This window comes from Paenibacillus solani, assembly GCF_001277345.1.
Taxonomy (GTDB): domain Bacteria; phylum Bacillota; class Bacilli; order Paenibacillales; family Paenibacillaceae; genus Paenibacillus_AQ; species Paenibacillus_AQ solani.
This window is the reverse complement of sequence record NZ_LIUT01000001.1, coordinates 496436-510143: the sequence shown is the minus strand read 5'-3', so window position 1 is coordinate 510143 and position 13708 is coordinate 496436. Positions and strand designations below refer to the sequence as shown.

Below are 13708 nucleotides of genomic sequence, written 5' to 3'. Positions count from 1 at the left end.
TTAAGAGCTGGATATGTCTATTATAATATATTTTCTCCTAGAACTTACCGGCAGATTAAAATTATCAAGAGAATCCTATTATAATTCTATTCATAAGTACTGATATGTAGGAGTCGAAGAACAACAATATGAAAAAAGAGCCCTATTCTTCAGGATGCTCTCCTTGAATAGGACTCTTTTGCTAAAGCTTGCTCTATTCTACCGATTTCAATGCTTCAATCATATCGATTCGCTTCAGCTTTACATGCATGGAGTACATGACAATGGCCGAGAACAACAACGTCAACAGCGCCGCATAACCATAACTGATTCCATGGATAACGGGACTGAACATCATCGCATCCACTTCGGCAGTCAGAAGCACGAACCTATGCAAGAACACGCCTCCCACACAGCCTCCTATTATTCCGAATACCGTCAGAATCATATTTTCGCGATAAATATACATCGTTACTTCCTTATCATAGAAGCCGAGCACCTTGATTGTTGACAGCTCCCGTATCCGTTCGGATACGTTAATATTCGTCAGATTATACAATACGACAAACGCGAGGGCCGCCGCAGAGACAATCAGGACAACCACCACCAAATTCATGCTATCCATCGCATCACTGAACGCATCGCTTACACCACTCGTGAAACTAACCATCGCCACCCGTTTGCTGGCGGTTAGCGATTCTCCAAGCTGGTCTTCCCATCCCGGATCAATCATGTCATACCTGAGCAACTGACTGTTCACTTTCGGTTTTGCATCAAAAATCTCTTCGTAATACTTCGGCGTCATATACACGTAATGCAGGGTATAGTTCTCCGATATCCCGGCAACACGTATTTCAAAGGGATCATTGTCGCTGTTCTGGATGGTGAACGTGCTGCCGACCTTGAGACCAAACAGCTTAGCTAACTTCTCCGTAATGATGGCGCCGTCATCTGTCAATGGGAGCTGCTGCTCCTTATTCTGTGATTCCAGTACAATAAACGAATTAATCTTCTCCGGCGTATTCGGTACGAACAGACTCACATCTTGAGTGTTCACCCCGGGGGCTGCCGCCGTCATGGCCTCCTGGGTAGCATCCAATGTATCCATAATTTCCGGCGTATCCGATATAAGCTTGTTATATTCCTCCAGCACGCCGCTGTCACCGTTATCTTCTTGGAATACAACCATAGCTTGATATTGCATGATCTTGCCGTATTGCATCGGTACCATATTCCCGATAGAATCCTTGAGGCCAAACCCAGTCAGAATTAGCGCCGTACAACCGGCAACGCCGCAGACCGTCATAAACATTCGCTGTTTATATCGGAATAGATTACGCGCGGTTACCTTACCGATAAAACCGAGCCGATTCCAAACCCAGGGCAATCGTTCCAGCCATATCCGGGATCCGTTCTTGGGCGCCCTTGGGCGCATGAGCACCGAAGCATTGCTACGGAGTTCCACGCGTGCGGCCACATAAGCTGTCATGGTCGTACAGAGCACAGCCACCACAACAGAAATGATGCTGTAGCTGAGATAAAAACGGGTTCTCACATCTGGCAGATTATATAGAGCACCATAAGCGTTATAGATAATGGAAGGAAACAATGTGAAGCCGACGGCTAGGCCAGCCGCTGCTGCGGCCACACTGGCCAGTGTCGAATAGACCAGGAATTTTGTCATCACATCCCGGTTGCTGTATCCGAGTGCTTTCAGGGTTCCGATCTGCAGCCGCTGTTCCTCAACCATACGGGTCATCGTTGTCAGGCTGACGAGGGCCGCAATCAAGAAAAAGAATACGGGGAAAGCCGTCGCAATGGAAGCTAAGCGGTCCGCATTATCGCTGTACTCGGTATATCCCGGATTGACGCTGCGGTCCATGACATAGACTTTGGGCAGCTCAAGCTGATCCAGCTCCTTCTGCCCCTTCGCCAGTTCCTTCTCGCCATCGGCGATTTCCTGCTCAGCCTTTACTTTTTCTTCATTAAATTTATTCAGGCCTTCCTGGTATTCCTTCTGCCCGCGGCTTAGTTCCGCCTTCGCATCCGCAAGCTTGGCTTCCCCTGCTTGTCTGGCTGCAGCCAGCTCCTCTGTCCCTTGCTTCCATGAAGCCTCACCCTGAACGAGCTGCCGCTCGGCTTGCTGAAGCTTGGCTTGCCCTTGATTTAGCTCGGCCCTGCTTGCATCCAGCTTCTGCTGCGCCTTGTCCAGCTGCAGTGACGCTTCGTTTAAACCACTCTGGAACGCAGAAGCTGCCTTTTGCAAAGCACCGCCATCCAGCTCGCCATCCATGAAACCTGCTGTGGCTGCTCCCAGTTTGGGGTCGGCTGCTTGAGCTGCTGCGAGCAGCCCTTGTCTCTGCTCTTCAGGTATATCCTTCGGATCTAATCCGGAGATTTGCTGCAACTTCTTCGCTAATTCCTGTCCTTGGGACAACTTCGGCGCTAGCTCCGACTTCTGTTGATCCAGCTGACTTTGACCCGTTTTAAGCTGGGACAAACCATTTTCCAACTGCTGCCGGTTCCGTTTCAGCTCCGCTCTGCCCTCGTCCAGTTTTTTTGCCGCCTCATCCAGCTTGGCTTGCCCCTGAGCGAGCTCAGCTTGCAGCTTGTTCACACCATCGCGGTATTCTTGCTCGCCTTCACTTAGCTTGACCTTCGCGTCCTTCAGTTCCTGCTCCGCATCGGCCAGTTGACTTTTGGCATTCTCGATCTTGTCCTTGGCCTCATCCAGCTTCTTCTGTCCTTCAGCACGGATCTCGGCTAGCCGTTCCTGCGGCATATCCGCAAGCTTCTGTTCAACAGCTTCCTTATGCCTGCTGATCTTCTCGTCATATTCAGGTGTATAAGGAGCTATTCCTGCCGTATCTTCGAAGGTCAAATAAACTTCCGTAAATACAGGCAGTTTAAAGTCATCCTGCGGAATGACTGCGAACACATCCGCCGTCCCTTTTCCGATACTGCTTGTCCCCCGGCTCATGCTGCTGATATACAGTGGGCTCTTCGCCTTTCCCACGACTTTATACGTCAGGTTATCAAAAGTCTCGTGCAGATCCACTTCCTGATTGGGATGGGTAAAGGTAATTTCATCCCCCAATTTAAATTCATTTCCGCGGTCTCCCGCATCGATGACAATCTCGTTTGCAGCTTCCGGCATTCGTCCCTCTGTAAGTACATATTGATTCAGTTTATTTCCTGGGTCATAGGAGAGGACTTTCGCGATCTTTCCGCTGTCACCGAGTGATACATTTGCGCTGTAACCAGGCTGGATAACATCTACCCCTGCTATCTGTTTCAGTTCATCAATATCGCTTTGCTCGAGACCTAAGGTAGATTGCACCTTGAGATCCATCAGGTTTAAATCATGGTAATAGTGATCTGCCGTATCCAACATATCCGGTCCAGTGGCCTTGATGCCGGCGAAAAAACCGACACCGAGCATAATAATGGCAAAAATGGACAGAAACCGAGCTTTCGTCCGTGATATTTCCCGGAAAATATCAGTCCATAACGCTCTTTTCTTCATTATACATATCTCCCTACCACTCGATGTCGTCTATAGAAACGGGATTCGGATTTACCACTATTTTCCGAACCTTGGCATTGTTGATCTCGATAACACGATCTGCCATCGGCGCCAAGGCAGAATTATGCGTAATGACAATCACCGTTGTTCCGGTATGTCGGCAGGTGTCTTGCAGCAGCTTAAGCACCTGTTTCCCCGTAAGGTAATCGAGTGCGCCCGTGGGTTCATCGCACAGCAGCAGCTTCGGCTGCTTGGCGAGAGCTCTGGCAATGGCAACCCGCTGCTGTTCTCCGCCGGATAACTGCGCCGGGAAATTGTCCAGACGATTGCCCAGCCCGACATCCCGCAGTACTTGTTCCGCGTCCAATGCGCGGGGGGAAATCTGCGCAGCAAGTTCCACATTTTCTTTTGTCGTCAGATTGGGGACCAAGTTATAAAATTGAAACACAAACCCGACGTCATTGCGTCGGTAGCCAGTCAATTCCTTGCTGTTAAACTTGGCAATATCCGTCCCATCCACCAGTACTTGTCCCTCATCTGCCGTATCCATGCCGCCCAATATATTCAGCACCGTGGATTTACCGGCACCGCTAGGACCCACAATGATTGCGAACTCGCCTTTTTCGATCTCCAGGTTGATTCCATCATTGGCTACAATCGTGGTCTCTCCCATACGATAGCGTTTGTATTCGTCCTTCATGCTCACAAAAGCCATTTCACTCCACTCCCTACTGCTGGTTGTAATATTGGCTAGAATCGTTATGTAAAATTATGTATCTCTAAAAATGCGGCGTCTCGGTCTCAAGTTGCTGGGATATTCACCGAAAAAGGAACCGTCTATCGGCTATTTTGATCACTTTGCTATGTCTCGCAACTGTATAACCCCCGTTGTTAGACTCCTTGTTACCAATCAATTAAGCAATGAAAATGCCTTTCAACCAGTGTAGCACAAACAAATCATTGAAAGAAAAGACAACTCCCTCAGTGAAGGCTATGTCACAGAATGTTCCAAATTCGAAAGCAGCCCAGGCTGATTCCCAAATTGAAAGCTCTGCTAGGCATTACTTAGCACTGCTCCCTACACACTCAAAGACCTCTACAGATTCTATCCGTCAGTTCTGGCAATGATCTATCGTTAAAGATGTCTGTCATAGAAAGAGACTGCTCATCCTTTATTCAACCTCAGAAATTTAAGGAATAAAACTTACGGGTGAGAATCTAATCCCAAAATAAGTGAGGTTGACGCCCAATACACATCGTTTATGATTGGCTTCTAAATAAATATTTTTAAATCACCGATGGTTCGTTGAAACTTTATTCTCGTCGGATGCGTCTTATTGTTGAGGAAAATAATAACAAAGAAAATTTTAGGAGGTTGAGTGTGTGAAAAGATTATGGACTGCCCTGCTAGCAGCTATACTGTTAATTCCTATGATGTTCCAAACACAGGCGCATGCGGCAGTGAACATTAGCGTCTTGATTGATGGTGTCAGGCTGAATACGCCTCAAGCACCGGTTATGATTCAAGGACGCGTCATGCTTCCGATGAGATCCATCTTCGAAGCCCTGGACGCATCGGTTAAATGGAATCAAAAAACGCAAACCGTCACAGCGGTCAAGGATGGCACAACCGTCATTCTGAAGATCAACTCCAAGACGGCTACCATCAACAACCAAACGGTAAAGCTGGACGTTCCAGCAAAAAACTTAAAGGGCAACACTATGGTTCCGGTTCGCTTCGTCAGCGAAGCTCTGGGGCAAAAAATCGGTTGGAATTCCAAATCGAAAACGGTAACCATCACAACGACGAACTCTACAGGCGGAAATGGAAATAATAATACCGGGATCACACCAGTCAATTATGTGACTCTTCGGGATATCGGCAATGCCGGGGATGGACGTGACCTGCAAGTCAGCTTCTCCAAGTCATCCACCGAATCTTCGATCTCCCATTACCGCGTCATGATTGTAAAGCAATCCAAGAGCTTGACCCAGGCCGAGGCACAGCGCTTGTCATCTGCTTTTTATACATCGGTATATCCAGCCGGATCGGATCTGTCTCAGACTCTCACATCGGATTCAAGGGATGTAGATGGCGACCTGATCCGTAACAATCAGGCTTATAAAGCTTATGTACTCGCAGTAAGTAAGTCAGGAGGTACCTATGCCCTTTCCTCCGCTTCGCCTTCGTTAACACTGACTAACACCAACTCGGTGAATGGGGCAACCAATGTCAAGGCAAACGATGTGAGCGACTACGGCGACGGCCGTGATCTGCAGGTCAGCTTCACACGTGCACAGAACGAGAGCAATGTACTCAACTATCGCGTATTCGCGGTAAAAACGAAGGATGCAGGTAGTTTTAATCTGTCAGCGGCCAGATCAGTTCCAACCCAAAACTATACAACCGTATCTAAAACCAGCACTTCTAATACGACACTGTCCACTAATTTGAGTTCTTCTGCCCGCGATACATCAGGCGAGCTCATCCGCAACGGAGTCGCTTATACTCTGTTTGTTCAGTCGGTCAGCAATAGCGAGAACGCGATAGCAAGCAATCTGTCATCGGGTTCGTCTTCCATTACGCTAAACACGGGATCCGCAACAGCACCAACCGTAACGCAGGTGACGGATATCAGCGATTATGGTGACGGTCGTGATCTTCGCATAAGCTTCAACAAGGTATCCGATGAATCCAATATTGATTCGTATCGTGTCCTTGTTGTGAAGGACAGCAACTACAGTAGTTTCTCTTTAAGCAAAGCCATTAGCGTCTCCAGTTACAACTCTACCTATGTCGCCAAAACGGGCAATAATATCAACAACTTGACGCTCGCCTCGGGTGCCAAGGATGTGGATGGAGATACGATTCGCAACGGCGTATATTATCGTGTATTCGTCATGGCTGTAAACAAGAATAACTACAATAATAATGTGCTGTCCGCTCCATCAAGCTCTATCCTGTTGAGCTCTAACTCCAATGTGGGTGCGGTTACCAATCTGACAGTCACTGACGTGAACAACTATAATGACGGACGTGACCTGCAGGTATCATTCAACCAGCCGTCCGACCGTTCCAACATCAGCCATTACCGTGTGTTTGTTGTGAAGTCCTCGAATGCTTACTATTTCGATCTGTCCAGAGCCAGCAATTTGGGAAGCTCCCACTATACACAATTTGATAAAACGAGCAATAACACCATAACTCGAACATTAAATTCCGGCAACTTAGATGTAGACGGTGTAAGGATTACTAACAACGTCGATTATCATGTATTTGTTATGACTGTCGCATACTCCGGAGAGAAAGTTTTGACTTCCTATGGTACACAAATTAAGCTTAGTGGTACTCAGATCGTGCAGCCTATTTCAGGATTAAACGTCCATGACATCTCTGATAAAGGCAATGGTAGTGATCTTAATGTAACGTTTAATCGAACTACAGATGACTACTACATCGATCACTACCGAGTTTTTGTTGTAAAGGCCAAGAACACCTTATCATCGTCTCAAGCGAACAATATTAATACACCTCACACAAGAGTAAACAAAGCAGGAAGCGTGCTATCTCAGACATTTGACAATAACGCCAAAGATACGGATGGGGATCTAATTAAAAATGATGTAGACTACAAAGTATATGTCCTGTCCGTTGGTAATAGCTACTCCAACTTCACCAATGCGCTTTCTGGACCTTCAAGCCTGTTTAAATTGCAAGGGACGGCTCCAGTTAACCAAGCAACTGATGTTGTGGGTAGAGACAACGGGCTCAATTCTGGTGATGGACGTGATATGACGGTCTCTTTCAAAAAACCAAAAGACCAAAAAAATATTCAAGAGTATCGAATCTTTGTAGTGAAGTCAGGGAAAGCAAACAGTTTTACTCCTTCAATCGCGACTGGCATCACGGATGAAAGAAGATATACTGTCGTAGGAACAAATAAAGAAGATTACAGCAGCAGTCTCACTGATTCTAGGAAAGATACAGACGGTGATATCATTAAAAATCTGGAACCATATAAAGTTTTTGTTCTCTCTGTGAGTACACAGAGCCCAAATAATAACGCTTTGTCTGCTCCTTCTGCTGATTTCGAGCTTACGGGTGTACCAGTGTCACCACCAACGAGTATATCTGCAGCAGTAACTGATACAACGGGTGAAGTTAGTGATGTTGAGATCAAATTCACAACTTCACCTAACGCAGCAAGCGTTAAAGAATATCGTGTATTTATCGTTCCGGAAAAGAGTGCTTTTGGAGAGGTCGAGGCAGAAGCAGCCAAAAGTTATATAACTCAAAAACCTCAGCCTGGTGAAATAAAACTCAACCTGTCAAGTAATACCAAAGATCATATTGGCAATGCTCTTATTGTAGGTAACGCATATAAAGCTTATGTGCTCGCTGTTGCCGATAACATTAACACAAGGGAAAACAAATTGTACCCGACAGGGAGCGAGCTCTTTGTTATACCTGGAGTTGGGTCTAATGAAGCAACTGGAGTAGAAGTAACCCCCATTAAAGCAGACGATAGAAGTATTTCGCTTAAATTCAATAAAGCTTCAAATGAGAAGAATATTACATCATACTGGGTATTATTCGTGCCAAACAGTAATGCTAAAACCTTTAATATAAGTGATGCATCTAAGGCAATTGTTGATGAAGAACAGAAAATTCAACTTCAAAAAACAAGCAACAAAAGAGCTCAATCTAATACAAATACGTTGACTCAAGAAATACGAATTCCAACAAACGATGCTTTCAATAAACCTTTAGTAGATGGGGAATACGCCGTTTTCATCTTATCTATTAATGAGAAGGACGGAAATAATCCGGTTCTTGCATTATCAGGTCCATCCAAATCTCCAATAACTATAAAAGTTAGTAAAGAAGAAACGAAAGATCAAAATTAGAGTCCTTTTTAAGAGTTGCCTGGTTTATATACCAGGCAACTCTTATTTCAATTTAGCTGTGTAAGTAAATTCCTAACTTTTCTACCCATTAACTAAAATCCACATGATTTTAAGTTAAATAATCCGGGTACTGCCTAATGGAAAATTATGATAATTTATATTAGAAAACGCTTTCAATCTTGATTCCAAATTCACTAACAAAGGAGATGCTAATGATAAATTTGAAAAAGAGATCCTTCTGTTCCTTGACCCTGATTGCCGCTCTATTTATTACTCTGCTACCCTCCTACGCATCAGCATACAAGAAGGAGCCTGCGCTTCCTCAATCTAACGGTCTCCAAGCCTATGTCCAGGATATGCAGCCTGGCTGGAATCTTGGCAATTCGCTGGATTCGGTAGGAGCGGATGAAACAGCATGGGGAAATCCGTGCATTACCAAAGCCCTGATCGATCAGATTGCTGCTCAAGGCTACAAGAGCATTCGGATTCCGGTAACGTGGAATGAACATATCGGCAGTGCGCCGAATTATACCATTAATTCTGCTTACATGGATCGGGTCCAAGAGGTTGTTGATTGGGCACTTGATGCCGATCTGTATGTCATGATCAATGTTCATCACGATTCTTGGTTATGGATTAGCCATATGGAGAATAACCGTAATGATGTCACGGCCAAGTACAATGCCATCTGGACTCAGATTGCCAATCGCTTCAAGCATCATTCCAACAAACTGATGTTTGAAAGCGTCAATGAACCTCGCTTCACGGATGGGGGCACAACCAACGAGACAACAGCATTTCGGATGCTGGATGAGTTGAATATGTCGTTCCATCAGATTATTCGCAGCTCCGGTGCAAACAACGCTAAGCGTCCGCTCGTATTATCTACCTTGGAAGCCTCTCCGACCCAGGAGAGAATGAACGAGCTGTACAAAACGATGAACAAGCTGAATGATGCCAATCTCATTGCCACGGTCCATTATTACGGGTTTTGGCCGTTCAGCGTAAATATCGCAGGGTATACCCGTTTTGAAGAGGATACCCGGAACGATATCGATCAAACGTTCAATAATGTGTACAACACCTTTATCGCCAGAGGCATTCCTGTCATTCTGGGTGAATACGGACTGCTTGGTTTCGATCAAAGCACGGACGTTATAGAGCATGGTGAGAAGCTGAAGTTTTTTGAGTACTTAACTCACTATCTCAAACAAAAGAACATTACCCATATGTTATGGGACAATGGTCAGCACTTCAAGCGAACCGCCTTTAGCTGGAATGATCCGGAGCTGTATAACATCATGAAGGCAGGCTGGAGTGGTCGCTCTTCCACGGCTGATACCGATTTGGTTTTTGTGAAGAAAGGAGCAGCCCTTCAGGATAAAAAAATATCATTGAACTTGAACGGCAACACGCTGACCGAAATTCGTACAAATGGACTGCCCCTCGTTGCCGGGCAGGATTATACCCTAAATGGAAATACGCTCACATTTACATCCAGTCTGCTATCCAGGCTGACTGCATCCGGCCAATTCGGCGTGAATGCTGTACTCACGGCCAAGTTCAACCGCGGAGCGGATTGGAACTTCAAAATCATTTACAACGATAAACCTGTACTGCGTAGTACACAGGGTACCATCAATTCATTCAGCATTCCCACAACGTTTAACGGGGATCAGCTAGCAACGATGGAGGCTGTTTACGCTGCGGGTGGCAATGTTGGTCCGCAGGACTGGACCTACTTTAAAGAGTTTGGATATACGTTCTCCCCGTCCTATTTGAGCAATCAAATCACGCTCAAGCCTGCCTTTTTCAATGAGGTACGAGACGGTGATGTCACTCTGAAGTTCCATTTCTGGAGCGGCGAGATCATCACATACAAAATCACGAAAAACGGCAGCAGCGTAACGGGCAGCACATCATAGGATGACCCTGTATATTGCTTCTTCACCTTAGCCTTCCTTTGCCCAGATCCCTTTCAGCAAAACAACAATAAATAACCGGTTGTATAACACATTAATTTACAGTACGAATTTACAGTACGAAATAACTAAAAGCTCAAGTGATTTCACTTGAGCTTTTACTCTGTATTAAGATGGAGTTGTACTCTTCTCCTCCAGGTATTTATCAATAATATTCGAAATCACATTCATGCTGACAGGCTTACTTACATACTCATCCATACCCATCCCTAAATATTTCTCGCGGTCACCTTTAATGGCATGAGCCGTCACGGCTACGATATAAGGTTGCTTGTCGGGCGGGGCCGATTCTTGAATAACCCGGACCGCTTCCATCCCATCCATATAAGGCATTTGAATATCCATGAATACCATGTCATACGGATAACGTTTGAAAGCCTCAACTGCCTCAAGGCCATTCGTAACGGTAGTGGAGTCATGACCCAGTTTCTGTATCATTTTTTTGAGGACCAGTTGATTTACCTCATTATCCTCTGCAATTAGAATCTTCAGATCGCTAATTGCAGAATGATTCTCATGAACTGTTCCAGTCTCTTGCGTGTTGCCGCCGTTCGTTTCAACCGAAAAGTCAACCGTAAATGTAAAGATAGATCCTGACTGGTTGGGATTTCGCTCATACCAGATGTCTCCACCCATCAATTGAACAAGTTTCTTGCAGATAGCAAGCCCCAGCCCCGTTCCTTCAACCTGGCGAGTCATATAATGATCCACTTGGTAGAACGGTTCGAACAACTGGGCGACCTTATCACTTGCCACACCGATCCCCGTATCCGTGACAGAGAATTGGAGAAGAGCCAAATGGGCCCGGCTTTTGACACACTGGACTGAGATGGAGACTGATCCATTCGAAGTAAACTTAATGGCATTAGTAAGCAGGTTCATTAAAACCTGTCTTAACTTCGTCATATCCCCGTAAACCTGAGTCGGAACATCACATGCTACTGAAGTGGTCACCTCAATATTTTTCTCCAGCGCTTTCGGGAGAATCATGTTCAGCGTCTCGGACAGAGCCATTCTTATGTTAAATGTTTCCTCCACCAGCTCGGTTCGGCCGGATTCGATTTTTGAAAAATCCAAAATGTCATTGATGATGTTCAGCAGGGTTGTCCCGCTTTTCTTAATAATTTGAACATATTCCCGCTGCTCGGCATCCAGCTCGGTGTCCAGAATCAAATCCGTCATCCCAATCACGCCGTTCATCGGCGTTCGGATTTCATGGCTCATCATCGCCAGAAACTCACTCTTGGCTTTATTGGTCTTCTCGGCTGCTTCCTTCTCGATAATGAGCCTCTTCTGTTCCGTCATGTCTTTAGCAATAATGTAGTAGCCTACGTTCTTGTTATGGATGACGATCGGCGCCAGAGTAGCGAGCACTTCTACCGTGTGTCCATCTTTATGATGGATAACATTAATGGCCTTCTCGACAGCAGCGTAATCCTCCATGGAAGAAAGCACGCGAGAAAGATTGCGCTCACCGATCAGATTGGAGATTCTGGTGCCTATTAATTTCGGAATCTTATAACCGGTCAACTGCTCTGCCATCTGGTTCCCGTTAAGAACCCTACCATCCAGATTAAAGGAGATAATGGCATCATGATTATACTTTTTCAGCGAGGTATAGCGCTCAATGCTCTCCTGGAGCTTTTGCTCGGCTACCTTGCTATCGGTTATATCAACAATTTGGGAAATGAAAAACAACGGGGTTTGATCCTGTTCGTCACGTACCAGAGAAACATGCATCGAAGCCCAGATGAGATTGCCATCTTTATGTACGAATTGCTTCTCCACCGCATTAATGGATGATGATTCATCCAGAGAACGAAACAATTTATCTTTATTGGTTATACAATCAGAATAAATATATTCGGTTGCCGGCTGTGCCATCAATTCTTCTTCGGTGTAGCCAAACATTTTGCAAGCCGCCGGATTTACGCTGATCCAATTACCTTCGATCGTAACCAGGGCAATGCCAATTGGAGCACTTTTGTATACATGTTCAAACACAGCTTGATGGCCAAAAATGTTAATATCGCTCATACACTGCACCTCCTGATACCGAATATTATACATCAGCACCCCCAAATTTGGGATTTTTCAAAGTTATTTTTATATGCCAATCCTTTACAGTGATGACAAGCAATCAAACGGTTCGAAAATAACGTCCAGACTTCACATTACCTACGGTTATGTAGTTCTTATTCCTTTACAAAATCGGCCGCATACACATACGTTTTGGCCCATTCAGAGAAAGAGAGCTCTGGGTCCCAAGTGACTTGGCCGATTGCGTGTGCACATCCCCAATTCAAAATACACTGATGCAGCATATGTACTCTGAAGCGTTCAGCAAAAAATGACTTGTCAGCCGATCCCAGCAGGTATGTCTCGATAAAATGCTGAGCTGCTTCTGGTTCCCCGAGTTCCAGATACATAATCACCATTTTAGGCAAATCAGCTGCTCCATCTCCGTAATAACCCGTCGTAAAATCAAAAATACCACTGACTCTCCACTCCAGCCGAGTGTTGTCATACTGGAACAGCATATTGTCCGCTTTGAAATCGCCCATAACAAAAGTAGGTGCGCACAAACGATCGAAGGCCTGCTCCGAGTCGCTCAGCACCTCTTCCACCCATTTCATATCGCTTGGAGAAATGACCGAGTACTGTTTAGCATCATCAAGCCAAAACCCTATACGATTATACAGCCACTTTTTATAAGATCCTTCGAAGGGTCTAATCGTACCCGTCATTGGTTCAAGTTCGCCGTATTGCTCTACTTTCCACGTATGCATTTCGTTTAATATCTTCGCTGATATGGCTGCAATTTCTCTTCGGTCTGGTTCGCTAGACTCTGCTCGATAAATAGGGTCATTCATATGTACCCCTTCAAGGCGATGCATAATCGCATAGCTCCAGCCAAATATATCCGCTGATTCATCTACCAAATAAGGAGACGATACAGGAAGTGATGTGTATTTAAGTAAATGCTCCACATAAAATTTTTCTTCGATTAACTGCTCCGCATATAAGGGGTTTCCTTTCAAAACATATCTCCCGCTGTCGGTGTCAACGAACAAGGTTTGATTTCCAACGCCCTTAGACGTTTTCTGAGCAGAAACAAGTCTCCCCAGATTGAATCGGTTCAGCATCAATTGGAGCTGTTCATTCGTCACATGGCCCAGTTGATTGGTTGAAAAGTAAATCTTCGTTGTCAATTCATCACACCGCCTTCACATTATTCGATATATAAGTTCTACACCTGTCGATTTATGACCTCTTCATTAAAAAAGAAAAACCTCTGTGTCGTAATAACACA

The 13708-nt window shown here is 45.3% G+C and carries 6 protein-coding genes; 2 read left to right on the top strand and 4 right to left on the bottom strand.

All coding sequences use genetic code 11. From position 1 onward, the window contains the following. Window positions 1–193: 193 nt before the first annotated feature. Together AM231_RS02155 and AM231_RS02150 are read right to left on the bottom strand one after the other, a co-directional pair. The gene (locus AM231_RS02155; protein WP_242615049.1) at window positions 194–3505 is read right to left on the bottom strand and encodes an FtsX-like permease family protein; all 3312 of its coding nucleotides are present in this window, start codon (window positions 3503–3505) and stop codon (window positions 194–196) included. Between the two features lie 13 nt (window positions 3506–3518). Continuing rightward, window positions 3519–4220 (bottom strand): ABC transporter ATP-binding protein, encoded by a 702-nt coding sequence (locus tag AM231_RS02150; protein ID WP_054401131.1) that lies wholly within the window; start codon window positions 4218–4220, stop codon window positions 3519–3521. 668 nt (window positions 4221–4888) lie between these two features. Between AM231_RS02150 and AM231_RS02145 the strand changes: the two genes are divergently transcribed. Together AM231_RS02145 and AM231_RS02140 are read left to right on the top strand one after the other, a co-directional pair. After that, complete coding sequence (locus tag AM231_RS02145) at window positions 4889–8413, top strand: copper amine oxidase N-terminal domain-containing protein (protein ID WP_054401130.1); 3525 nt, start codon at window positions 4889–4891, stop codon at window positions 8411–8413. Between the two features lie 212 nt (window positions 8414–8625). Beyond that, window positions 8626–10338, top strand: coding sequence for a cellulase family glycosylhydrolase (locus AM231_RS02140; RefSeq protein ID WP_054401128.1), 1713 nt, complete (start codon window positions 8626–8628; stop codon window positions 10336–10338). 165 nt (window positions 10339–10503) lie between these two features. Here the strand turns inward: AM231_RS02140 and AM231_RS02135 are convergent, their stop codons facing one another. Then, complete coding sequence (locus AM231_RS02135; protein WP_054401126.1) at window positions 10504–12432, bottom strand: PAS domain S-box protein; 1929 nt, start codon at window positions 12430–12432, stop codon at window positions 10504–10506. A 158-nt stretch (window positions 12433–12590) separates the two neighbouring features. Next, window positions 12591–13607: a phosphotransferase family protein gene (locus tag AM231_RS02130; protein ID WP_054401124.1), complete on the bottom strand. Its 1017-nt coding sequence runs from the start codon at window positions 13605–13607 to the stop codon at window positions 12591–12593. Window positions 13608–13708 lie beyond the last annotated feature (101 nt).